Origin of the sequence: Halopelagius fulvigenes (genome assembly GCF_042662625.1) — an archaeon.
GTDB lineage: Archaea > Halobacteriota > Halobacteria > Halobacteriales > Haloferacaceae > Halopelagius > Halopelagius fulvigenes.
Window position 1 is genome coordinate 581207 of sequence record NZ_JBHSXH010000015.1, and the last position, 22804, is coordinate 604010.

The following is a 22804-nucleotide window of genomic DNA, read 5'->3' on the forward strand; positions in this document are numbered from 1 at the left end:
GTCGTGGCGGTGACGCGCCGACTCCCGACCGGATCGGGTCTCCGGGCTCGGGGGTACAGGTAGCATTGGTCCTACTGTACTTACAGCAATACAAGAACGTTCGCTTTCGATTATCAGACGTGATATCGGAGAACCGCGAAGCCGGACCGTGGAGTGACCAGATATCCCGACGGCCGCACCGAATCGACCGACGGACGAGTGTAAGAAGAATTAACCGGATGGGGTACCGACCCACGTACCGATAACCTTCCACGGAAGTCACCCAATCATGCCAGAGTTCGTCAAGACAGGGGTCGAGGGACTCGACTCCATCCTCAACGGCGGCATCGTCAAGAACGCCGCGGTACTTATCAGCGGAAATCCGGGAACCGGTAAGAGTATCCTGGGACTGCAGTACCTGTACAACGGCGTCGACAAGTACGACCAAGGCGGAATCTACCTCACCTTCGAGGAATCGGAGGAGGACATCAGGCAGGCGGCCGAGTCCATCGGCTTCGAGAAGTGGGACGAGTACGTCGAGGACGGTCGGATCAGGGTGTACGACAAGCGGACGCTCCTGCGAGACGGCGACTTTTCGGCGACGCTCGACCGAATCATCGGCGACCTGCAGGACACCAACTACGACCGACTCGTCCTCGACTCGCTGACGATGTTCCAACTCTTCTTCGAAGACGAGAAGGAGCAGCGACAATACCTCCTGAAGTTCATCGACATCCTGAAAGACAGCGGTCTCACGTCGCTTCTGACGACCGAACAGTCGGCCATCTTCCCCGAGACGGAGATCGGTCTGGAGAACTTCCTGACCGACGGGAACATCTACCTCATCCAGAGTCCGGCGGGCGCGACGAGCAACCGGTACGTCTGGGTCGCGAAGATGCGCAAGCAGTCCATCAAAAACTCCATGTTCCCGCTCGAAATCAACCAGGGGGGCATCCAGATATACGAGCAGGCCGCCGGGTTCTCCATGGTCGGCGAGTCGCCGCCGTGGTTCGGCGAGGAAGACGGGCTCGAGTAGTCGGTTCTTCGTTCTTTCTCACGTCGGTAGGGTTACGTTCGACTGTCGTCGGTCATCCGTGACGCTTCGGAGAGCCGAGACGCTCGCTCGAACGGCGCGAGTCGCCGAAGGAGCCGTCGCGTCGTAGCGTCCGCTCGGCTATCGAGCGCGAGAAAATGAAAGGAGTAGTCGTCGTCGATACCGAAGGGAGGAGCGAACTTAGAGTATGACCGGTTCGCCCTGGTTCTTGCCCGCGAGCTGCTGGGGCATCGTCAGCATGACCTGCGTCGTGCCACCCGTTCGGCTGGTGATCTCGAGGCGGACCTTCTCGCCCGTTTCGAGGCCGCCCTGACCGTCCTCGATGGCAGACGTGTTGAGTCTGACCTCGTAGCGGTCGTTCATACTGTTGAGGACGCCGAAGGAACCGTCGTCGTCAGTGACCTTCTCGAGCGCGAAGTACGCGCCGTCGGCGGTATTGCTGGTCGAGTTCGTCAGCGTCTGCACCTCGGTGTCGCTGAGGTACTTGATGGACGTCTGGTCCATGTCGACGCTGCTGGAACCGGCGGCCAGGCGGACGGTCATCGTGATGTTGGCGATGTCCGTGTAGTTACCGACCGTACCGTGGGTGTTCAGAACCTCGACGCGGTTCGTCACCTTGTTAACGCTTTCCTGACCCGCGTCCTCGGCAGTCGCCTGGAGGAAGCCGGCCGTGTTCACGAGGACGCCCGCCGCGATCGCCGCGACGAGAACCATCGCGATGAACACGATGAGCGTACCGATACCGACCTGACCGCGATCTTCTTCGTTGAATATGTTTCTCATGTCATTCACTCCTTAGAGGGGAACCGGATCGTTGTCGCTCTGACCTGCCAGCTGCTGGGGCATCGTCAGGATGACCTGCGTGGAGCCGCCGGATCGGCTCGTGATTTCGAGTTTGACCGAGTCGCCGGTCGAGACGCCCGCACCGTTCTCCTCGACGAGGGACGTGTTGATGATGATCTCGTAGCGGTCGGCCTGGCTGTTCAGGACCGGGTACGACGCGCCGTCGTCGTCGTCGAGCGCGTACGCGGTGAACTCAGTGCTGTTGAGACCCTGGCTCGCTCCGGAGGAGTTGTACCGGTTAACGCTGCGGAGCTGCGTTCCGCTCGCAGTCGTCTCGTTCTTGTAGATGAGGTTCTTCGCCGTCGTTCCGCTCACGTACTTTATCGTCGTGTCTTCGAGCGACACACTGCCGGACCCGGCGGCCAGGCGGACGGTCAGATTGAGGCTGTCCACGGCAAGATCGCCACCGGATTCGTTGACCATACCGTGCTTGCTCACGACGTCGACGCGGTTGGTTACCTTATTCACACTTTCCTGTCCAGCGTCCTGCGCAGTCGCCTGGAGGAAGCCGGCCGTGTTCACGAGGACACCCGCCGCGATCGCTGCGACGAGCACCATCGCGATGAACACGATGAGAGTACCGATACCGACCTGACCCCGGTCGGCGTTGTTTTCTTCGAACATGGGTTAGTTATTCCAAATCGGTCCCCCACCCCCTCGCCGGAGGTGAAGACCTACGATCCTGAATATCATCGTATCCTACATAACGGTACGGGCCCGATTTTCGAAGATGATAACTAGGGGGCGTGTACCGAATCAATTAAATCCTACGCGCACGCGGGTGCGAATCAAGAGAAGAAATGGAGTGAGAGGGGGTAGCACGAAGGAGTCGATGCCTCTCTTCGAACGTAGGCAGAGTCGAGTACGCTGAGAACTCAGTCGTGTGCGATCTGACGCCAGACGTCGTCGAGTTTGTTCTTCACCTCGGGGCGTTCCGTCACGGAGACGTTGTAGTCGTCCTCGTCGAAGCGGATGACGATCTTGTCCACCTCGCGGCGGTAGACGTTCGTCCGTCGGTGTTCGTCGGAGAGGACCCTGTCGTGAAGCTCGAGGAGGCCGGCGGCGGTGAGTTCCTCGATGCGACGGTAGCACGTCGCGATGGGGATGTCGAGCATCTCGCTGAACTCCTGCGCCGAGTGGGGTTCGTCCGCGGCGCGTAAGATATCCGGGTTGTATTCGTTGCCCAACGCTGCAAGGGTCCTGTCAGACTCCATAGATGGGGTAGGTCTGTCGTGGGTCCATGTGAATGTGTTGGTTACCAGTATGACTCGAAGTCGAAAACGTTGCCCGCGTTACCCGGCGCACAACCGTCATCTCTCAAACATCAGTCATGCGGACTGTCGGCGATGGGCTTAATATTCCCCCGCCGGGACCAAGCACCATGGCTCCCGGAAATCCGCCCGAGGACAGAAGCCGTCGCCGCCGGGGGGAGGAGGGCGTCATCGGTCCGAACGAACTCGACTACTCCGACGACGACCGCGTCGCCCAGATTCGGGACGGTCGGTACGTCGTCGCCACCGACAGCGACGAGAAACCGCGCGTAGACGAGGAGGAGTCGCCTCCGAGGCACGCCGAGGAGGAACGCACCCTCGAAGAGCGGGGGAACTTCGCGAAACAGCAGATGGTGCGGTACGTCTCGGACAAGGGTGCGAGCCACGGCATCGCGGTCACCGCGTCGTTCGACGGACGGGTGGCCCAACGCGAACGGTTCTCCGACGACATCGCGACGGCGTTCGGCGACGTCGTCCAGTGGTACGCGAACCAAGTCAACGCCGACGCGACGCCGGAAGAGGTGCTGGGCATCCTCCTTTTGGCGTCGGACACCGACGTCGCGTTCCCGACCAAGGTTCTCGCCCCCGTCCTGCGGACGCACGGACTCACGACGGACGACTCCATCGGCGATCTGGTCGAGGCGCTGGGCGGAGACGGACTTCGGATCCCCCCCGAACGGCGCTAATCGCAGCCGAGACGTGGGCGGCGGGCGCGAACGGCGAATCGGTGCGGACGCACCCTATCATCGCTGATAATAGGGGGCGAGGGTTTATAGATGGTTTCTCGGAACAGTCTCTCCATGGCAACCACCGTACTGGTCGTGGACGACTCGGCGTTCATGCGGAACCTGCTGAAGCAGTTACTCGACGGAGAACACGAGGTAGTCGGTGAGGCGGAGAACGGCGTCGAAGCCGTCGAACTCTACCGAGAACTCGGGCCCGACGTCGTAACGATGGACGTCGTGATGCCCATCAGAAACGGGATCGAAGCGACGACCGAGATAAAGTCGATGGACTCCTCGGCGTCGGTCATCATGTGCACCTCCGTCGGGCAGGAGGAGAAAATGCGCGAGGCCGTCGAAGCGGGCGCGGACGGGTACATCACGAAACCCTTCCAGAAGCCCAACGTCCTCCAAGCCATCGACGACGTGGTGAGCGTCGAGGCATGAATCTCGACGTCCAGTCGTTACGAACGTTCAGCCGGCTCGCCCACTCCGGCGCAGAGCGCGCCGCGGGGTCGCTCACGCAGTTGACCGGCGTCGAAACGTGCGTCAACGTCACCAAAATCGAAGTGAGCACCCGCGGCGACGTCGAACGGGAGTTCGTCGAACAGGACCTCGTCAGCGTCCACATCGGATTCAACGGCGGCATCGACGGGCGGACCGTGCTCGCGTTCGACCGCGACAGGGCGGTCGAACTCGTCGACATCCTCGTTCCGGGGGCCGCGGAACAGCCCGACGGGGAGATGGCGACGAGCGGGTTGAAAGAGCTCGGCAACATCATGCTCGGCGGCTTCATCGACGGCTGGGCGGACTTCCTCGAAACGTCGATCGACATTACGACGCCGACGTTCGTCGACGTCGAGAGTCGAGGCGCGTTAGACGACATCACGGGAGACTCCGGGTTCGAGATGGACACCGGCGAGGACCACGTCCTCGCGTTCCGGAACCAGCTCGAGACCGCAGACGAGAAGGTCAACTTCTACATCTACATGCTCCCGACCCACGACTCCATCGATACCATCTCGACGGTCGCCGGGTCGGAGGGGAAGACGGTGCCCGTCGAATCGTTCACCTCCTTCTCCGAGATGATCACCGACGGCGCAGAACAGGCCTCCGAGGACCTGACGGCGATGACCGGAAGCGAGACGACCGTCGAGGTGAGCCGCCTCAGTTTCGTTCCCATCGAAGCGGTTCCGATGGAGCTCACGGAGGAGACGCGCCTCGGCGTCGTCTTGGAGTTCGAGGGCCTGCCGTCCGGTTACATCGCGATTCTGTTCGACAGGGAGTCGGCGGACAACCTCGCGGAGTCGCTCATGCCGGGGATGGAGGCGGACGCGGCGATGCGTCAAAGCGCGATTCAGGAGATAGGCAACATCACCACGTCGGGGTTCCTCGACGGGTGGGCGAACGCGCTCGAAACGACGATAGAGATCTCGCCGCCGACGTACGTCGAAGACCTCGGCTCGGCGATAATCGACCCGTTGGCCACCGAGCTCGCCCAGTCGCAGGAACACGCGTTCCTCATCGACTCGACCATCGTCACCGACAACGACGAGTTCACGTGCGACATCTACGCCCTCCCGAACGAAGCGCAGCTCCGCGAGGCGCTCAATCGCCTTGCGGCGGAAGCGTAACCCGCGTCGGGGGCGAACCGCCGGCTCACCACCGGACACCGCCCTCGTCGTGACGTCCGACAAACCACTATGAAAGTATACACGAGCGAGACGCAGAGTACGCACCGGACGAAGGAGCGAATCAAAGTCGGCATCGCGGACTTCGCCGTCGGAATCGACGACACGACGCTCGTCACCAGCGGACTCGGCTCCTGCGTCGGCATCGCGGTGTTCGACGCGCGGCAGTCCGTCGGCGGCCTCGCGCACGCGATGTTACCGACCGCCAACGACGACGAGAACGACGCGAAGTACGTTGACACCGCCGTTCCGGCGCTCGTCGAGGAGATGGAGAGCGAAGGGGCCGTCCCGGGCGACCTCCGCGCGAAGCTCGCGGGCGGCGCGACGATGTTCGACTTCACGTCGGCCGAGGAGAGCATCGGCGACAGAAACGTGAACGCGGCGCGCGACACGTTGGACTCGCTCGACATCCCGCTCGTCGCCGAGGACGTCGGCGGCGGCCACGGCCGTTCGCTCCGGTTCTCCGTCCGCACCGCCGACCTCCGCATTCGGAGCGCGAACGCGGGCGAGAGCACGATCTGATAGCGCGGAATCGCTCGATTGCGGCTACTATTATCTCCTGAATTTCTCGGATGCCCGACGGTGAAGTTATCCATTCTGATAATCTCGGGGGCAGGTTTATCCCGGTCCCGCGGATTGGCTCTCACAACACGACGGCGCTTTCCGTGACCGACGGGCGGCGTCTCTGCCGCGGCGCGTTCGACCGCCGGACCGCCGCGAGCGAGGTGAGGCCGATGAAGATAGATCCCGAAAACTACGACCTCCGAGAACTCCGCCGAATCGCTGACGAACGACGGGCAGACCGAAGCGGACGAACGTCCGAGACCGCCGAGGCGTCCGACGAGGACGAGGCCGACGGACGGCGGCCGCGGCGCGAGGGCCCGCCGAACCGAAGCGGTCGAAACGACAGTCGCCGGTCCCGCGAGGACCGCGACGGGCCGCGCCGAGACGAATCGCGCCGGAACAGCGAGAGACGACGCCGGAGCGACGACCGACCACGTCGGAACCGAAACGGCCGGTCCGAGGAACTCAGCCGCCCCCGTCGGGGTCACTCCGACCACGGCGACGCACAGGACGAAGTCGTCAGAGCGGACCGACTCGCGAGCGAACTTGGCCTCGGCCGCCCCTTCGGCGACTCCTCCCGCGACGGACGCGGGCGCGCCGGAAACGGCCGCGTCGAGAACGGCCGCGGACGCGCGAACGAGGGCCGACGCCGGGACTCCCGCGAGGGCCGACGCCGAGACGCCCGCGACGACAGGCGGTACGACGAGAGCGGATACGACGACGGGTACGACGACTACGGCGGCGAGTACGACGACTACGACGACCGCTCCCGGTACGACGAACTCGGCTACTCGGAGTACGACGAGGGCGAGGACAGCTTCGGACGCGACGCCGAACCCGAGTACGAGACGCGGAGCGACGACCACCTCGAGGACGTGGGCCGATTCCGCTTCGACAACGAGGTTCACGAACGCCCCCGCGGGCGGGCGGGCGAAGTGCTCCGACAGAACCAACTCGAACAGCTCCTCGTCCACGAGACGGCCGCCGCGGGCGATTCGCTCCGGAAGCCCTACCTGCGGACCCTGCCGAACGAGTACGCCGCCGAACGCGTCGTCTTCGACTGGTTGGAGTTCATGGTGCTGAAGGGCGGATTCAAGCGGACGATGGACGCCCTCCGCTACTACCTCACCGTCGATTGGATCACCGAGGACGTCGAGACGGAACTGCACGACTACCTCATCGGCTTCTCCGGCAACGTCGCCGACACGACGGAGTTCGACGTGGACGACCACCACCTCAGTCTCCTCTACGTCGCGCGCCTCACCTCGATGACGTAACCGAGGGATTACATCCTCCCGCGGACGCCTCACTCACAACCGGTTCATCGGCGTTCCGGCTGCCGTTTTTCGACTCGTCGCGTCCGTCCAATTCATGTAAGAACGGTTACCAACAGGATTTTCTACCAGTTGCGTATCCGTCCGGGTATGCCTGAGGATGGACGCGGCGAAGACGAATCAGCGAACGACGAGAGTGGGGCGGGACCGACGGCGGTCGGAGTGAAACTCGGCAGTACGCGCACGGTGCTTCAGTTCCGAACCGACGACGGCGAGGTGGAGACGGTTCGGACGCTGACCTGTCTGGCGACGTACGACGACCCGTTGACCGGCGAGGAGCGGGTCCTGTTCGGCGAACAGGCCGCGCAGGAGTACCCCGACAGAGTGGAGTACATGCTCCGGTCGGGCCTCCCCGAGGGCGGCGAGGGGACGGAACTGGCCAAGAAGTTCTTCGCGGAACTGGTGTCGGCGCACGGACTGGACGACGACAGCGCCATCGTCTACGCGATTCCGACGATAGACAACGAGCCCGGACTGGCGAGTCTCAACGAGGTGATAGAGGACAGTCCCGTCGGCGGCGCGTTCGTCCGTAGCTTCCCCGAGTCGCTGACGGGGTCGATTCCCGCGCTCGGCGACGGACTCGAAGCGATAGAGAGCGTCTTCGTCGCGGTCAACATGGGTTCGACGAACCTCGAAGCGTCGGCGTACCGCCACGGCGAACAGCTGTCGCCGTTCGTCTCGGGGGCCGTCACCGGCAACGAGGTGGACCGCCGCATCGCCAACGCCGTCGAGGAGGAGACGCAGGGCCGCGTCAACATCGACCTCACGACGGCGCGGGAGTACAAGGAGACGCACGCCGACTTCGACGCGTTCGAACCGTTCACGGACGTCATCCAGCAACCCGGCGGCGGGTCCCACGAGTTCACCATCGAGCGGTCGGTGATGGAACCCCTCGACGACTACCTCGACGACGCGGTGGACGAGGTGGCGAACAACTTCCTCTCGCAGTTGGCCAACGACCACATGAAGCCGTACCAACTCGCCCTGAGCAAGCCCATCGTCCTCACGGGCGGGATGGCGTGCATCCCGGGCATCGTCGGGGAGTTCGAGACGCGGATGAGCGAGGAACTCAACCGCGACGTGGAGTGCGTCGCCGCGGACCGGCCGGACACCGCGCCCGCCGAGGGGGCCCGGCGCATCGCGGAACGACTCGTCGAGTAGTCAGGACCGCTCTTCTCTGAACGCGCGGACGGCCTCGCGGTCCGGAAGCGCCGTCATCGCGCCGGCGGCGGTTGTCGTCACGGCGGCGACGGCGTTCGCGAACGCCAACACCTCCGAGAGCGGTTCGTCGCCGACGAGTGCCGCGATGACGCCCGCGGTGAAGGCGTCGCCCGCGCCGGTGGTGTCCACGGGCGTCACCTCGTACCCGCCGTGTTCGACCACCGAGAGGTCCGACGTCCACGGCGACCCGTCCGAGGTGGCCGCCAACGACCCCTCGCCGCCGAGGGTGAGAAGCGCCGTGTGCGGCCCCTCGTCGAGAATCGCGTGCGCGAGTTCCGAGGGGTCGCCGCTGACGTCGAAGGCGGCCAAGTCCTCCGGCGTCGCCTTCACCACGTCCGCGAGGCCGAACGCCTCGCGCATCGACCCGACGTAGTCGAAGGTGTCCCACAGCTCCGGCCGGGCGTTGGGGTCGAACGAGACTGTCACGCCCGCCTCCCGCGCGCGGCGCATCAGGTCGAAGGTGGCCTCGCGCGACGGTTCGTCCGCGAGGGTGACGCCGCCGACGTGGACCCACTCGGCGTCCTCGAGTTCCTCGTCTGCGAGTCCGCCGGGTTGCATCCGCGTGTCCGCGGTTTCGTCGCGGTAGAAGGAGAACCCGCGCTCGGCGTTCTCGTCGTGCGCGACGAACGCGAGCGTCGTCTTCGCCACGGGGTCCCGTTCCACGAAGTCCGTCGGGACGCCCCGTTCGCGGAGGGCGTCTTCGAGGAAGTCGCCGAACGGGTCCTCGCCGATGCGCGTCCAGAAGCGCGGCGTCTCGTCCAAGTGCGCGAGGGCGACGGCGACGTTCGCGGGCGCGCCGCCCGCCCGACGGGTGAACGACTCGACGCCCGAGAGGGGCCCCTCGCTGTTCGGCAGGAAGTCGATGAGCGTCTCGCCCGCGACGACGACGCGCGGGGAACCGCCGTCCGATTCGGTCCGGTGTTCGTCGGTCATGGAGTTCGGTACGGATACGGAGTAGTTGAAACCTCGTGACGGGCCCGCGGTGCGGGAGCGACTCCCCGCCGACTCACAGCAGTTCGTCGAGTCGGTCCTTGCTCGTCCGCAGGTAGCGGAAGTCGTCGGTGAACACCTCCAGCGAGAGCGTCCCGTCCCACTCCCCGCCGAGGGCGTCGAACGCCGACTCGAACCGTATCGTCCCCGACCCGAACGGCAGGTGTTCGTCCTTCGGGACGCGCGTGTCGTTGAGGTGGACGTGGGAGATGCGGTGGCCGTACTCCCGGCAGAGCGCCGCGATGCCGCCCCCGTCTCGCCCGTCCATCCGGGCGTGTCCCGTGTCGAGCGTCATCGAGGCGTCCGTCTCCTCGAACAGCGTCGGGAAGTCATTGGTGTCGAACGCGCCGCGGGGAACGTTCTCGACGCAGAGTTTGACACCCTCCCGTCGGGCGTGGTCGTCGAGTTCGCGCACGGAGTCCAGCACGTGTCCGTGGAGCGTCGATTCGTCCCACGCCGGCCCCCACGCGTTCGTGCTGGCGTGGAGGACGGCCTTCTCGGCGTCGAACGACGCCGCCGCGTTGAGTGCGGCGGCTATCTCCCGGCGCGACCCCTCCCGGACGTGTTCGTGCGGGCTCCCGATGTCCACGCCGCCGAACGGCAGGTGAACGAGGAGCGAGACGCCCGCGTCGTCGGCCGCCGCCCGCAGGTCCGAGGCGCGTTCGCGGAGTCGGTCCCGCCGGCCGTCGCCGTCCATCATCAGTTCCACGAAGTCGAAGCCCGCCTCGCCGGCGAACGCGACGGCCTCCCCTTCGTCCATGCCGAGTTGCGTGACGAATCCGGTTCGTGCGTCTCCGACCATGGGGGACGTTCGTCCGCGCGCGGGAAAAGTCCGCCAGCCGATTCGGGACCGACGGTGGCGCTCCGTTCGAGGACGGACGTACCGCTCGCACCGAGACCGCGCCGTCCGCCGCGGCCGTCCGAAACCCCCGGCGTTCAAGCCGCCGGAGTGCATGTCTTAGTGCTATGATGACGCGCGACGAACGAGACCCGTTGGCAGTGTTCGACGACGACGTCGTCTCGCGGACTGCCGAGGAGGCGGGGGTCGGCGCGGACCGCCTCAGAAGCGTCGCGCGAAGCCACCAGCGGACGGTCCGCGACCTCCCGGGGGTCGAGGACATCGTCTACGAGTGGCGGCGGTCACTCCCGGGGAACCCGCTGGTCGAACGACGGACCGAGGCGTACTACCTCGCGGTGGACGCGACCGTCTGGGGCGAGTACGGCGAGGCGCTCTCGCTTCCGCTCGACGAGTTCGACGCCCTCAGAGCGCTCCACGAGAACCAACTGGCCGCGACGCTCGGGTCCGAGGCCGTGCCCGACGACGGCAGGCTACCGCTCGTTTTGACGCGCCCCTGAGTCAGTCGTCGTCCTCCGCCGCGACGGGGTCACCGTCCAGAGGCCGGGTGCCCGTGGAGCCGTGCTCCACGACGCCGTCGGCCGACGGCCGACCGCCCTCCGAACCGCGTTCGAGGGGGTTACCGTCCTGCGGACGGTCGCTCACGGGGTCGGCACGCGCCGAGTCGCGCCCTCGGAGGACCCGGCGACGGTGGTGGAGGTACTGCTCGACGGGACGGAGTTCGCCGTCACAGACCGAGTTCCCGACCGATGACGAGGTGCTGTATCTCGCTGGTCCCCTCGCCTATCTCCATCAGCTTGGCGTCGCGGTAGAATCGCTGCGGCGCGAAGTCCTCTGTGTACCCGTACCCGCCGAGCACCTGCACGGCGTCTTCGGCCACTTCGCGGGCCGCCTCGCTGGCGTCGAGTTTCGCCAGCGCCGACTCCCGCGTGACCGGTTCGCCGGCGTCGTACGTCGTCGCCGCGCGGTGGGTGAGGAGGCGCGCCCGTTCGGTCTTGCGGTGCATGTCCACGAGTTTGTCGCGGATGGCGTCGAACTTCGAGATCGGCTTGCCGAACTGCTCGCGTTCGAGGGCGTAGGACTTCGCCGCCTCGAACGCCCCCTGCGCGAGGCCCGTCGAGAGCGCCGCGATGGAGATGCGCCCGCCGTCTAGCGTCTTCTTCGTCTGCGTCCACCCCTCGCCCTCTTCGCCCAGCAGGCGGTCCTCGGGGAGGTACAGGTCGTCGAACCGAATCTCGCAGGTCGGCGAGGAGTTCAGCCCCATCTTGTCCCACACCGTCGTCACCTCGAAGCCGTCGTCGTTCCGCGGGTCCACGATAAACGTCGAGATGCCGTCGTACCCCGCCCCGGGGTCCGTCACCGCCTTCACCAGTATCGATCCGGCGACGTTGGCGTTCGTGATGAACTGCTTCGTCCCGTTCAGGACGTACCCGTCGCCGTCCCGTTCGGCGGTGGTGTCCATGTCGCTGGCGTCGGACCCCGACCCGGGTTCGGTGAGCGCCCACCCGCCGAGGTACTCCCCCTCCGCGAGGGGGCGGAGCCACCGCTCCTTCTGGTCGTCGGTGCCGAACATCTCGATGGGTTTCGAGGCGAGACTGACGTGGGCGGCGTAGGAGAGGCCGACACCGCCGGAGACGCGCCCGAGTTCCTCCGTCACGAGGGCGTACATCAGTTGGTCGCCGCCGAGTCCGCCGTACTCCTCCGACACCGGCACGCCGAGCATGTCGAGCGCCGCCAACTGCTCGAACACCTCCTCCGGGAACCGGTGTTCCGTCTCTATCTCCTGTGCGATGGGGGATATCTCCGCCTCGCAGAACTCCCGAACAGTGTCCCGAATCATCCGGTGTTCGGAGGGTAACTCGAAGTCCATGGGGTGATCTTCAGACGTGAGCGCATTAAACCAATCGAACGACCATTACAGACTCGTTCCGGGCGGCGTGACTGTCCGTCTCGACCGACCACAGGCATTTTTGTTCGGGGTCGGTACTGGGCTTCGATGTACAACCGGGTAGTAGTCCCGACGGGCGTCTCCGGGTCCGACGCCGACGGGCGGACGGTCGGCCGCGCCCTCGACGTGGCGCAACGGTACGACGCCGACCTGCACGTCCTCCGCATCGAGGACCCGAAGACGGTGGACGCCGAGGCGCCCGCGACGGACCCCAACGACGTGCGGTCCGCCCGCGACGACCGACCTGCGGTCCCCGACCGAGTCGAAGAACGCGCGTTCGCCGGCGGCGTGAGCGTCGTCGAGGCGGCCCGACGCGGACCGCCGACCGACGTGATAGAGGCGTACGTGGACGAGGGGAGCGACCTCGTGGTGATGTCAGAACGCGGGGCGTTCTGCGACGAACCGCACCGACTCGGCGGGGTCGTCGGGCGATTCCTCCGGGAGTCCCCCGTCACCGTCATGACCGTCTGAACCGAGACGTGAGGGCCGACGGGCGCTCTCCGGCCCCGCCCAGAGAGTTATACCCGCGCCCGCCGTACCCCGTGTATGGAACTCCGCCGCCTCGTTCGGGGGCGCGTGGATTGGCCGCGACTCGAAGCAGTCGCCCGCGAACTACAGACGCGCTACGGACGAGAGGAACTACGAATCCGCTTTCTCGAAGCGGACAACTGGCTCTCTACGCCGATGGTCGTCGACGACGAGTGGTTCGTGAAGGTCATCTCGCGCCAGAACTCGTTCGTTCACGCTCTCTTCACCACGACTCGTAACCTCGGGGCCGTCTCCTCGGGGAGGGAGGGCTTCTTCGAGCACTTCGGGACGCCGTTCCAGATGGCCGAACACGAACTGGAGGCGACCCGTCGGATGCGAGAGATAGGCGTCAACGCGCCGGAACCCGTCGAAGCCTTCGAGGTGGAGGGACTCGGCGTCCTCGTGTTGGAGTACCTCCCGAACTTCCGCCCCATCGACGAGTTGGACCGCGAACGGGAGGCGAACCTCGCGCCCGACGTGTTCGCGTCTCTCCGTCGGATGCACGACAACGGACTCGCCCACGGCGACCTGCGGGCGGAGAACGTCCTCATCGTCGACGGCGAGGTGTTCTTCATCGACGCGACGAACGTCAGCGAAGAGAACGAGGACGACGCCCGGTCGTACGACATCGCCTGCGCACTCGCGGCGTTCGAACCCCTCATCGGCGCGAAGGAGACCGTCGCCGCCGCGATGGAGTCGTACGACACCGACGAACTCCTCTCGGCGCTGGAGTTTCTCGACTTCGTCAACATCCGCCCGGATCACGACTTCGACGCGGCGGCGCTGAAAGGCGAGATAGAGAAGTGCGCGAGCTGAGCGGAGAACGAGAGCGCCCGTCGTCCGCGCCGTCGACCCCGAGTGCGACGCTTCGGGGTCGTCGAGGAGCGAGGAGCCGGGGCGGCCGCCGCCCGGAGCGGAGTTAATTTCTCTCGCGGAATCCGAGAATTGTATGGTAGGGTCTCCCACTAAGCCCGTCGGGTGGACAGTGGCGAAGGATGATACCACCGGTGGCGAACAACTTTGTGGCTGGGGAGGACGCGGAGTCGGCGCTTTCGTACGTCTCGGACGTCAACGAGCGCGGAATCCGGGGGATAGTGAACCTCCTCGGCGAACACTACGACTCCCGGGAGGACGCCGACGCCGACGTCCGGGAGTACCTCGAACTCGTCGAGCGAATCGGCGACAGGGACTTGGAGTGCACCGTCTCGGTGAAACCGTCGCAGATAGGACTCGGCGTGAGCGAGACGGCGTTCGAGGAGAACCTCGACCGCATCGTCGAACGCGCGACCGAACGGGGCGTGTTCGTGTGGGTCGACATGGAGGACGCCGACACGACCGACGCGACTCTCGACGCGTTCGAGGCGAACGCCCGCGAGTCCGACGGCAACGTCGGCGTCTGCGTGCAGGCGAACCTCAAGCGGACCGGCGAGGACTTAGAACGCCTCGCGGACGTGCCGGGGAAGGTCCGACTCGTCAAGGGGGCGTACGACGAACCGAAGTCCGTCGCATACAAGGACAAGTCCGTGGTGGACGAGAAGTACCGCGAGTATCTGGAGTTCATGTTCCGCGAGTTCGACGACGGCGTCGCCGTCGGGAGTCACGACCTCTCGATGGTGAACTTCGCGGCGGACCTCTACCGCGAACACCGGACGCCGTTCGAGGTGCAGATGCTGATGGGCGTCCGCGAGGACGCGCAGGAGCGACTCGTCGGGAAGATGCCGGTGTACCAGTACATCCCGTACGGGGACAAGTGGATGTCGTACTTCTACCGCCGGGTGCGGGAACGCAAGGAGAACGCCCTGTTTGCGCTTCGAGCGGTGCTCAACTGAGTCGGTTCGACTCGGCGTCGGGGTCGAGCAGTTTCGCCTCGGCCTTCCTGAGGTGCTCCAGAAGCGTCGTCTTCGAGATGTCCAGTTCCGCCGCGAGTTCGCGGGCCGAGATGCCGCGCGGCCACTGGTAGTAGCCCTCCTCGCGGGCGAGTTCGAAGACGTCCCGTTGCGTCGGCGTCAGCGTCCCGAGTCGTCGTTCGCGCTCGGGTTCCACCGTGTCGGAGGAGGCGATGCGGGCGACCGATATCTCCGCGCCGCTCTCCTCGCGCACCGCGTCGAGCTTCTCCTCTATCTCGCTGCGTTCGCCGGCGAAGCACACCTTCCAGTACTCCCGGCCGCCCTCGATGCGCGACGGCGCACTGTGGACGAACCCGTTCCGAAGCAGGACCGGACAGATCATCTCGCCGGGGTCGTACTCTAAGAAGAACTCGCGGGCGACCCGTCCGGGCGCGACGCGGGCGGCGCTCCGCCCGAACCGTTCCTGCAACTCTCGAACCTCCCCGGCGCGGTCCGACTCCTCGATGGCGTCCAACAACCGCTCTACTTCGTCCGCCGTCTCTCCGTAGGCCGTGAAGAGACCGTTCACCGTCTCGCCGTTCCCGAGGGTCTCCGGCGCGTTGTAGATGGCGTGCGCCAGGATCCCCCCTGGGAGGCGGTCCGTCGCCTCGATAGCCCAGCAGTTCGGATGCCACAGGTCGAGCGTCAGTCTGGTTCCCGTCGCGGTAGCCGTTCGGGCACTCATCGTTCGTCCGTAGACGACTGTCGCGTATATGGCTGACTATCGTGACGGTATGGGTTCGGGGGTACCGTCCATGGACGGGACGGGTTATTAAGCCGCGTTCGAGAACATTGCTATCATGGCGAACAGCGACCAAGTCTATAACCACTACATCGACGGCGAGTGGACGGACGGTTCGGGAGACGAGACGTTCGTGAGCGAGAACCCCGCGACGGGCGAGGCGCTCGGCGAGTTCCGCCGGGGGACGGAAGCCGACGTGGACGAGGCTCTCGCGGCCGCCGAGGACACCTTCGAGGAGTGGCGGAACCTCTCGTACATCGACCGCGCAGAGTACCTCTGGGACATCTACCACGAACTCCGAGAGCGACACGAGGAACTCGGCGAGATCGTCACGAAGGAGTGCGGCAAGGAGATAAGCGAGGGCAAAGCCGACGTGACCGAGGCGTGGCACATGGTCGAGTGGGCGGCGGGCGACGCCCGCCACCCGAAGGGCGACGTCATCCCCTCCGAGATTCCGTCGAAGGACGCCTACATGCGCCGCAAGCCCCGCGGCGTCGTGGGCTGTATCACCCCGTGGAACTTCCCCGTCGCCATCCCCTTCTGGCACATGGCCGTCGCCCTCGTCGAGGGGAACGTCGTCGTCTGGAAGCCCGCCGAACAGACGCCGTGGTGCGCTCAGATCATCGCGGAGATGTTCGAGGACTCGGGCATCCCCGAGGGCGTGTTCAACATGGTGCAGGGCTTCGGCGACGCCGGGTCCGCCATCGTGGACGACTCCCGCGTCGACACGGTGCTTTTCACCGGATCGGCGGAAGTCGGCCACGAGATCGCCTCGAAGGTCGGCGGCGAACCCGGCAAACTCGTCGCCGCCGAGATGGGCGGGAAGAACAACGTCGTCGTCACCGAGAAGGCGGACGTAGACGTCGCGGTTCACTCCGCGGTGATGTCGTCGTTCAAGACCACCGGCCAGCGCTGCGTCTCCTCGGAACGACTCGTCGTCCACGAGGAGGTGTACGACGAGTTCAAGGAGCGATTCGTCGAGGTGGCGCAGAACGTCTCGGTCGGCGACCCCCTCGACTCGGACACGTTCATGGGGCCCCTCATCGAGGAGGGCCACAAGGAGAAGGTGACGAAGTACAACGAACTCGCGGAACGCGAGGGCGTGAACGTCCTCGTCGACCGGACGGAACTCGACGACGACGAGATTCCCGACGGCCACGAGGAGGGCCACTGGATCGGTCCGTTCGTCTACGAGGCGGACCCCCACGAGGACCTGCGCTGCACCCACGAGGAGGTGTTCGGCCCGCACGTCGCCCTGCTGAAGTACTCCGGCGACATCGAGGACGCGGTGGAGATTCACAACGACACCGACTACGGACTGGCCGGCGCGATAATCTCCGAGGACTACCGGCAGATAAACTACTTCCGCGACCACGCGGAGGTCGGACTCGCCTACGGGAACCTCCCGTGCATCGGCGCGGAGGTCCACCTCCCCTTCGGCGGCGTCAAGAAGTCCGGCAACGGTTACCCGTCGGCCCGCGAGGTCATTGAAGCCGTCACCGAACGCACGGCGTGGACGCTCAACAACTCGAAGGACATCCAGATGGCGCAGGGTCTCTCGGCGGACATCAAGACGCAGGACGACTGAACGCCTCACACTCCCGCATCGAACGGCTCTTTTTCCGCGTCGTCGCTCTCGCTCGAACGGAGAGGAACGTGTGAAAGGTCGCGCGCCACCGGATGGGCGGCGCGCGTTCGGCAGTAGGCTGGCAGCCCTGCCGGGCGAGAGGATGAAGGGAGGTGGAAACCGCCTCCGCCGGGTTCGGAGGCGGCGGGCGACGCCGTGGCGTCGTCTGTGCCGTAGTGGACCCCGTGCACTACGGCGTGGTGCGGCGGGTCGTGCCGACTCTCGACGAGAAAAGCGTCGGGCGTCGGCGATTCACTCTAAACGACGGGTATCAATAAACCCTCCGGGCGTTTCACGGCAATATAGGGGGGATAACGTGTCACTAAGCCCGTCCGAACCGGCCGATTCACGCCGGGGATTCGGTCTCTCGACGGAGGGCGGCTTCGAGGTTTTCGAGTTCGTCGTCGAGATTCCGCTTGAAGAACCGTTCGACGCCGGGGACGCGGCCGTCGACGACGAACTCGTTGAGGAGTCGGGTTCCGCCGTCTATCTCCTCGACGGTGTGCTCGCCCGTGACGCGCATCACCTTCGACCGGCCGACGAACTTGACGTGCCGCGGCGGGTCGAACTCCACGTCCTCCGTCTCCACCGTCGCGGTGGAGTTCAGAAACGGAATCGGGAGGCTCACCTCCCACGTCGCGCGGTTCGTCCCCTCCTCTAACCGATAACTCTCGACGACGCTGATGGCGGTGGCCCGCTTTCCGGGGTCGGAGATGAACTCCCAGATTCGCTCCGGCGGTGCATCGAACTCGAACGCCCGGCGAACGCGGACCGTCATGGTATCGACGTACGAGACGGGAGTAAAAAAGCCAACCGACTAACTCAGCGTGACGCGCCACGTCGTTGAACGGGCCCGACCCCACTTCTCGATATCGACGTCGTCGGACTTCTCCGCGAGTCGAGGGAGGCGAGAACCGACCTGTTTCGACGAGAGGCCAATCGCTTCGGCGATGTTCTTCGCCCGGAAGTATCGCTCACCGCGGGAGACGCTCTCCCGCAGGTAAGCGACAATCCGCTGTTCTTCCTCGGTGTACTCGGACATCTTCACCTCCCCTAGGGGATTTTCCGTCTTAACGGTTTCTCGTTCTGCACTCCGTTCGTCGCGCCCGCGGGTCGGACAGACCCGCGTTCCGCCGGCGCGCGGTCGGACGCGCGGGCGGTCACGGACGCGGGACGTTACCAGTAGATGTGCGTCGCGGCGACGGCGAGACACGCGGCGACCATCGCGGCGGCGAACCCGATGGCCGTCGCGAACTGGTCGCCGACGGCGAGCATCGCCACGGCGGCGAAGAGCGCTACGACCGAGAAGAGGACTGCGAACCCGATTCCCTTGTCAGAGCCGACAGTACCGGTTTCCATACCTCTCGCTTCGAGTCCGACCACTTAGTTCATTCGACACCCGTTCACACGGCGGGGTAGAACATCAATACAACACACAGTCACGCTTGTCCGAATGACCTATACCAGAGAAGCGTATCCGCGAAAGTATGTCCGGGCAGATCGCATCGATGCTCCTTGGGAGCAAACTTCGAATCGTCGGCGCTCTCGTCCTCGTCGTCGCCGTCGTCGTCGGCGGCGGCGTCGCGACGGGACTCCTCGGCAACTCCGGCCGTCGAGGGCGTCGAGAACAGTTTCGGGGCGGTGAACGACTCGTCGACGGTCGTACGCACCGACCTCGTCGTCTCGAACCCCAACCCCGTCGGCGTCTCCCTCGGGGGCGTCACCGTCTCGTACGACGTGCGGATGAACGACGTGAAGATGGCCGAGGGGTCGAAGGAGGGCGTCGCGATCGGGTCGGGTAACTCGACGCTCGCGTTCGAGACGACGATGCGGAACGAACGCATCTCCGCGTGGTGGCGGTCCCACGTGAGCAACGGCGAACACTCCGACGTGACCGTGGACGCCACCGTTGAGTCCTCGACGCTGGGTCGATCCGCCGACGCGCCGAACGTCACGCGGTCGGTTGACACCGACGTGCTCTCGCAGTTCAACTCCTCGGAAACGCGCGAGGTGAACGCGAACTCGCCGTTCGTCTCCGACCCGGTGCTGTACATCAACCGGACGAACGCCTCGTGGGGCGAGGTGAACGAGTCGGTGACGCCGTTGGAACTGCGATTCGTCGTCTACAACCCCAAATCCTACCCCATCACCGTCTCGAAACTCGGCTACGACATCACGATGAACGACGTGGACGTCGGCGACGGCACGACCGGATCGGAGTACGTCGTCCCGCCGAAGTCCACGAAGACCATCGAGGCGACGACGTACGTCCGCAACGAGAGACTCGACGAGTGGTGGGTGACCCACCTCGAACGGAATCAGGTGACCGACCTCCGAATCGACTTCGCCGCGCAGTTCGACGTTAGCGGCGGTCACACCGTCGAAGTCCCCCTCGACCCCCTCACCTACGAGAAGACCATCGAGACGGACATCTTCAGGACGAAGGGCGAGTCCGCGCCGAGCGACGCCGCGCCGAACGGGACGGAGACGGCCGCCCCGACGACGACGGCCGACGAGTCGGAGACCGCCGACGCGGGCGCGACGGAGACGACCGCCGACTCGGGCTTCCTCGGCGGCGACTCGACCGACTCGACGGCGACACAGACGGAGCCGACGACTTCGACGCCGACCGAAGCGACGGCACCGACGCCGACGGAGACGAGTTCGGCGACGACGACGGGCGACGGGTTGCTCGCCCTCTCTGAGTCGTAGTCGGGGAACGGCGGTCAACGGTACCGACAGTATTTTGTCGAGTCCGGCGGAACGCGGAAGTACAATGACACGGAGTACCCACGCTCCTGATCGAGTTCTTCTCGTGCGATGAGAGTTCCGTCGTCGTATCCGCAGACGACGACGCGGTAGTCGTCCAGATCGGTGACCAATCCTGCGAACTGTCCAGAACCGACGCCGCCGACCTGCAGGACGCCATCGGCGCGGCCATCACCGAGAAGCGCGAGTTCTTCCGGACCGCCGGCGAGTACCGCTCCGACGGCAGTTACGTCGTCTCCCGGCGCGGCGCGGACTCGACGGGGAACGCGAAGGTGTTCGACGACTTCGAGAACCTGATGCGCCTGTACGACCGCCTGCCGGAGGAGTTCTCGGCGGCCGACGTCGGTCGGACCGGCATCACCGGTTCCCGGCGACACATGCTCGTCCGACACTTCGGCGAACATCCGGCGTTCGACTGCCGCATCTCGCGCCGGAATCCGCTGACCGCCGCGAAGGAGGCGTCCGACTCGGACGTCTCCGAGTCGGTCGACGCCACGGACGCGGGGGAGTCAGCCGACGCGACGGCGGACTGACCGCATCCGGGAGAGACTCCGGAAGAAGACGGAGAGTCCGGCCGCGGGGTCACCCGATGGTGACGTGTTCGGACTCCTCGTTGAGCGCCAAGTTGGCCGCGATTTCGGCGTTCCGCATGGCGTACTGCGCCGTCTGCTGGAGGCTTACGAGGACCTCGCGCACCCGCAGCAGTTCCTCGTTGTCCATCTCGGGGAGGTCCTGGAGGATGTCCTGTTCGCGGTCCTTTATCTCGCGGAACAGTTCGCGGCACTCCACCGTGAGGTCGTAGTCCCGTTCGACCACCGACTGGACGGCCTTCTCCGTGATCTCGTCCACTTGGTCGGTGAACTCGCGGATGCGCCGCATCGTCGCCGCCTCGACTTCGAGGGTGTGGCCCTCGGCGTTCATGACGATGTTGGCGATGTCCTCGGCGTTGTCGGCGGTGAGTTCGAGATTTTTCGCCACAGACCGGTAGCCGATGAGGGGAAAGCCCGATTCGAGGCCGACCGCCCGACAGAGGTTCGGGTTCTGGTAGGCCGTGAAGATGAGACGAAGCAGGAGGACGAAAATCTTGTTCGCCTGCCGTTCGCGGTTGAGGGCGCGTTGCGCGAGGTCGGCGTTGCCGTGCGCGAGGGCCTTGACCGCCTCGCCGCGCATCGTGCTTCCGGTGTTCTCCAGTCGTTCGAGGAGGTTGTCGAGGGTGAAGTCCTCCGGGTCCACCGAGCACCGGATGGCGATGCGTTCGGGGGTCTCCTCGATGACGCCGAGACCCATCAGTTGGGTTTCGGCCTTGTACACCGCGTTGATGTGTTCGGAGTCGAGCGCACCGTCGCCCTTCTCGATGTGGATGACGCGCCGCCCGAGGACGTACTGCGCGACGATGGCCCGTTCGAGGGCGTCCGCGTTCAGCGCGTCCGCGCGGATGCTCGCCGTCGAGTCCTCCTGACTCGCCGACTCCGGGAGGACCGTCAGCGTCCCCTTGCCGCCCATCCGAAGCGACACCTCGTCGCCCTTCTCCACACCGTGTTCTTTGGCCCACTCCGCCGGAAGGGTCATCGCCAGCGTCGAGGGACCGAGGCGCTGTACCTTGCGTGTCTCCATATCTCACCCCTTGCATCCGACTACCTTAATCTTCACTATATCACCCTTATATGGATGGAATAGGAGGGCGCTCTCACCCCCGACGCGCGGTCAGACGATGCGCATCATCCGGCGTTCGAATCGCCCGACGCGGACGCGGGTCCACCCGCGGAGTTCCTCGTCGAGTTCCGGGTCGTCGGTGTCCACCCGCAGTTCGCCCACGTCGTCGAGTTTCGACCGGGAGGCGACGATTTCCACGTCGCACCGCCGAATCACCGCGGGCGACAGCTGGGGGTTGCCGCGCCCGAAGACGAACCCTTGGCCGCCGATGGGCGAGACGACGACGACGTTCTCGCCCGCCGGTCCGAGGGCGTCGAGAATCTCCGATTCGGCGGCGTCGAGGGCGACCACTTCCCCGTCCCGCCAGATATCGACGCCGATGGGCGACCCCTCGAAGCCGAGTTCCTCCTTCACCGCGCCGACGGTGCTCCCGGGCCCGAGGACGTACGTCTTCTCTGGACTCGCGCGGACGTCGTCGGCGACGCCCGCGGCGAGTGCTTCGACGGTGCCGCCGCCGAGCTGCTTCGAGGACTGCACGTCGTCGGCGACGGGGACGCGCGCGACGGCGCGGAGCTCCGGGCGCACCTCGCCCTCGCGGTACTCGTCCTCGTCGATGTCCATCACCTCCCGGCGTTCGGCCCGTTCGAATGTCGTCGCCACGGCGGCGGCGTCCTCCGGCGAGACTGCGAACACCGACGAGTACACCTTCACGCCCGCGGGCGCGCCGAGGATGGGAACGTCGGTTCCGACCGCCTCCGCGACGTCCGCGGCCGTTCCGTCGCCGCCGACGAAGAGGACGAGGTCGACGCCCGCCTCGACGAACGCCTCGACGGCGCGAACGGTGTCTTCGGCCGTCGTCTCCCCGTCCTCCGGGCGTCCAAGGACCGTCGGGTCGAGACCCGCCGCCCGCGCCTCCGCTTCGCCCATCGGTTCGCCCCACGCGAGAAGTTCGACGTCCGCGCCGGCGTCGGCTATCGCCTCGAACGTCCGGCGCGCGCGGTCCGGCGCGCGCGGGTCGGCCCCGAGGGCGCGCGCCTCCGCTACCTTCCCGTCGGTCCCCTTCAGACCGACTCGCCCGCCCATCCCCGCGACGGGGTTCACCACGGCGCCGATTCGCATGGTTCGA

General features: G+C 65.7%; 26 protein-coding genes and 1 pseudogene. 15 read left to right on the forward strand and 12 right to left on the reverse strand.

The features are described from left to right. Positions 1 to 268: 268 nt before the first annotated feature. A complete protein-coding gene (locus tag ACFQEV_RS13055; protein ID WP_379696736.1) occupies positions 269 to 1015 on the forward strand; it encodes an RAD55 family ATPase in 747 nt (248 codons plus the stop codon). A 198-nt stretch (positions 1016 to 1213) separates the two neighbouring features. Here ACFQEV_RS13055 and ACFQEV_RS13060 read toward each other — a convergent pair whose 3' ends face one another. The 3 genes from ACFQEV_RS13060 to ACFQEV_RS13070 all read right to left on the reverse strand — a co-directional run bounded on the left by ACFQEV_RS13060 (position 1214) and on the right by ACFQEV_RS13070 (position 3090). Next, positions 1214 to 1816, reverse strand: coding sequence for an archaellin/type IV pilin N-terminal domain-containing protein (locus ACFQEV_RS13060; protein WP_379696739.1), 603 nt, complete (start codon positions 1814 to 1816; stop codon positions 1214 to 1216). 12 nt (positions 1817 to 1828) lie between these two features. Next, on the reverse strand, positions 1829 to 2500 hold the full coding sequence (locus tag ACFQEV_RS13065; protein WP_379696742.1) for an archaellin/type IV pilin N-terminal domain-containing protein: 672 nt from the start codon (positions 2498 to 2500) through the stop codon (positions 1829 to 1831). Between the two features lie 251 nt (positions 2501 to 2751). Next, entirely contained in the window at positions 2752 to 3090 is a 339-nt protein-coding gene (locus ACFQEV_RS13070; RefSeq protein WP_379696744.1) for an ArsR/SmtB family transcription factor, read from the reverse strand. A gap of 167 nt (positions 3091 to 3257) precedes the next feature. Between ACFQEV_RS13070 and ACFQEV_RS13075 the strand changes: the two genes are divergently transcribed. The 6 genes from ACFQEV_RS13075 to ACFQEV_RS13100 all read left to right on the forward strand — a co-directional run bounded on the left by ACFQEV_RS13075 (position 3258) and on the right by ACFQEV_RS13100 (position 8619). After that, entirely contained in the window at positions 3258 to 3833 is a 576-nt protein-coding gene (locus ACFQEV_RS13075; RefSeq protein WP_379696747.1) for a DUF7500 family protein, read from the forward strand. A gap of 114 nt (positions 3834 to 3947) precedes the next feature. Beyond that, entirely contained in the window at positions 3948 to 4316 is a 369-nt protein-coding gene (cheY, locus tag ACFQEV_RS13080; RefSeq protein WP_379696750.1) for a chemotaxis protein CheY, read from the forward strand. Next, a complete protein-coding gene (locus ACFQEV_RS13085; protein WP_379696752.1) occupies positions 4313 to 5503 on the forward strand; it encodes a chemotaxis protein CheC in 1191 nt (396 codons plus the stop codon). Before cheY ends, ACFQEV_RS13085 begins: the two co-directional genes overlap by 4 nt. A gap of 69 nt (positions 5504 to 5572) precedes the next feature. Then, positions 5573 to 6082 carry a chemotaxis protein CheD gene (locus ACFQEV_RS13090; protein WP_379696755.1) on the forward strand — a complete coding sequence of 170 codons (510 nt, stop codon included), beginning with the start codon at positions 5573 to 5575 and terminating at the stop codon, positions 6080 to 6082. Positions 6083 to 6294: 212 nt separating this feature from the next. After that, complete coding sequence (locus ACFQEV_RS13095) at positions 6295 to 7401, forward strand: FlaD/FlaE family flagellar protein (RefSeq protein WP_379696758.1); 1107 nt, start codon at positions 6295 to 6297, stop codon at positions 7399 to 7401. 147 nt (positions 7402 to 7548) lie between these two features. Further along, positions 7549 to 8619, forward strand: coding sequence for a hypothetical protein (locus ACFQEV_RS13100; protein ID WP_379696760.1), 1071 nt, complete (start codon positions 7549 to 7551; stop codon positions 8617 to 8619). Here the strand turns inward: ACFQEV_RS13100 and ACFQEV_RS13105 are convergent, their stop codons facing one another. Together ACFQEV_RS13105 and ACFQEV_RS13110 are read right to left on the reverse strand one after the other, a co-directional pair. Continuing rightward, positions 8620 to 9612: a carbohydrate kinase family protein gene (locus ACFQEV_RS13105; protein ID WP_379696763.1), complete on the reverse strand. Its 993-nt coding sequence runs from the start codon at positions 9610 to 9612 to the stop codon at positions 8620 to 8622. 73 nt (positions 9613 to 9685) lie between these two features. Continuing rightward, positions 9686 to 10471 carry a sugar phosphate isomerase/epimerase family protein gene (locus ACFQEV_RS13110; protein ID WP_379696765.1) on the reverse strand — a complete coding sequence of 262 codons (786 nt, stop codon included), beginning with the start codon at positions 10469 to 10471 and terminating at the stop codon, positions 9686 to 9688. Positions 10472 to 10635: 164 nt separating this feature from the next. Here ACFQEV_RS13110 and ACFQEV_RS13115 point away from each other — a divergent pair, with 164 nt between their 5' ends. Further along, positions 10636 to 11025: a DUF8048 family protein gene (locus ACFQEV_RS13115; RefSeq protein ID WP_379696768.1), complete on the forward strand. Its 390-nt coding sequence runs from the start codon at positions 10636 to 10638 to the stop codon at positions 11023 to 11025. 61 nt (positions 11026 to 11086) lie between these two features. Then, positions 11087 to 11278, forward strand: coding sequence for a hypothetical protein (locus tag ACFQEV_RS13120; RefSeq protein WP_379696770.1), 192 nt, complete (start codon positions 11087 to 11089; stop codon positions 11276 to 11278). On the opposite strand, the gene ACFQEV_RS13125 is transcribed toward ACFQEV_RS13120, so the two are convergent. Next, positions 11253 to 12395: an acyl-CoA dehydrogenase family protein gene (locus tag ACFQEV_RS13125; RefSeq protein WP_379696773.1), complete on the reverse strand. Its 1143-nt coding sequence runs from the start codon at positions 12393 to 12395 to the stop codon at positions 11253 to 11255. The genes ACFQEV_RS13120 and ACFQEV_RS13125 overlap by 26 nt on opposite strands. Before the next feature lie 126 nt (positions 12396 to 12521). Between ACFQEV_RS13125 and ACFQEV_RS13130 the strand changes: the two genes are divergently transcribed. The 3 genes from ACFQEV_RS13130 to ACFQEV_RS13140 all read left to right on the forward strand — a co-directional run bounded on the left by ACFQEV_RS13130 (position 12522) and on the right by ACFQEV_RS13140 (position 14830). Beyond that, positions 12522 to 12944 (forward strand): universal stress protein, encoded by a 423-nt coding sequence (locus tag ACFQEV_RS13130; RefSeq protein WP_379696776.1) that lies wholly within the window; start codon positions 12522 to 12524, stop codon positions 12942 to 12944. Between the two features lie 75 nt (positions 12945 to 13019). Continuing rightward, complete coding sequence (locus tag ACFQEV_RS13135; protein ID WP_379696778.1) at positions 13020 to 13817, forward strand: RIO1 family regulatory kinase/ATPase domain-containing protein; 798 nt, start codon at positions 13020 to 13022, stop codon at positions 13815 to 13817. A 179-nt stretch (positions 13818 to 13996) separates the two neighbouring features. Next, positions 13997 to 14830 carry a proline dehydrogenase family protein gene (locus ACFQEV_RS13140; RefSeq protein ID WP_379696780.1) on the forward strand — a complete coding sequence of 278 codons (834 nt, stop codon included), beginning with the start codon at positions 13997 to 13999 and terminating at the stop codon, positions 14828 to 14830. On the opposite strand, the gene ACFQEV_RS13145 is transcribed toward ACFQEV_RS13140, so the two are convergent. Further along, the gene (locus ACFQEV_RS13145; RefSeq protein ID WP_379696783.1) at positions 14823 to 15572 is read right to left on the reverse strand and encodes a helix-turn-helix domain-containing protein; all 750 of its coding nucleotides are present in this window, start codon (positions 15570 to 15572) and stop codon (positions 14823 to 14825) included. The two genes, ACFQEV_RS13140 and ACFQEV_RS13145, sit on opposite strands and share 8 nt — an antisense overlap. A 115-nt stretch (positions 15573 to 15687) precedes the next feature. On the opposite strand from ACFQEV_RS13145, the gene ACFQEV_RS13150 reads away from it, so the two are divergent. Then, positions 15688 to 17217 carry an aldehyde dehydrogenase family protein gene (locus ACFQEV_RS13150; protein WP_379696785.1) on the forward strand — a complete coding sequence of 510 codons (1530 nt, stop codon included), beginning with the start codon at positions 15688 to 15690 and terminating at the stop codon, positions 17215 to 17217. 385 nt (positions 17218 to 17602) lie between these two features. On the opposite strand, the gene ACFQEV_RS13155 is transcribed toward ACFQEV_RS13150, so the two are convergent. The 3 genes from ACFQEV_RS13155 to ACFQEV_RS13165 all read right to left on the reverse strand — a co-directional run bounded on the left by ACFQEV_RS13155 (position 17603) and on the right by ACFQEV_RS13165 (position 18615). Continuing rightward, positions 17603 to 18034, reverse strand: coding sequence for an SRPBCC family protein (locus ACFQEV_RS13155; RefSeq protein ID WP_379696787.1), 432 nt, complete (start codon positions 18032 to 18034; stop codon positions 17603 to 17605). A gap of 39 nt (positions 18035 to 18073) precedes the next feature. Further along, positions 18074 to 18298, reverse strand: a complete 225-nt coding sequence (locus tag ACFQEV_RS13160; protein ID WP_092536080.1) for a DUF7123 family protein — start codon at positions 18296 to 18298, stop codon at positions 18074 to 18076. A 134-nt stretch (positions 18299 to 18432) separates the two neighbouring features. Further along, positions 18433 to 18615 carry a DUF7525 family protein gene (locus ACFQEV_RS13165; RefSeq protein WP_379696790.1) on the reverse strand — a complete coding sequence of 61 codons (183 nt, stop codon included), beginning with the start codon at positions 18613 to 18615 and terminating at the stop codon, positions 18433 to 18435. Positions 18616 to 18743: 128 nt separating this feature from the next. Here ACFQEV_RS13165 and ACFQEV_RS13170 point away from each other — a divergent pair. Both ACFQEV_RS13170 and ACFQEV_RS13175 read left to right on the forward strand, forming a co-directional pair. Continuing rightward, positions 18744 to 19968 (forward strand): annotated as a pseudogene (locus tag ACFQEV_RS13170) (LEA/WHy family protein). A gap of 179 nt (positions 19969 to 20147) precedes the next feature. Then, positions 20148 to 20558 (forward strand): DUF7528 family protein, encoded by a 411-nt coding sequence (locus tag ACFQEV_RS13175; protein WP_379699863.1) that lies wholly within the window; start codon positions 20148 to 20150, stop codon positions 20556 to 20558. Positions 20559 to 20607: 49 nt separating this feature from the next. Here ACFQEV_RS13175 and ACFQEV_RS13180 read toward each other — a convergent pair whose 3' ends face one another. Together ACFQEV_RS13180 and ACFQEV_RS13185 are read right to left on the reverse strand one after the other, a co-directional pair. Beyond that, positions 20608 to 21639 carry a PhoU domain-containing protein gene (locus ACFQEV_RS13180; protein ID WP_379696792.1) on the reverse strand — a complete coding sequence of 344 codons (1032 nt, stop codon included), beginning with the start codon at positions 21637 to 21639 and terminating at the stop codon, positions 20608 to 20610. A 90-nt stretch (positions 21640 to 21729) separates the two neighbouring features. Further along, on the reverse strand, positions 21730 to 22797 hold the full coding sequence (locus ACFQEV_RS13185) for an ATP-NAD kinase family protein (RefSeq protein WP_379696795.1): 1068 nt from the start codon (positions 22795 to 22797) through the stop codon (positions 21730 to 21732). Positions 22798 to 22804 lie beyond the last annotated feature (7 nt).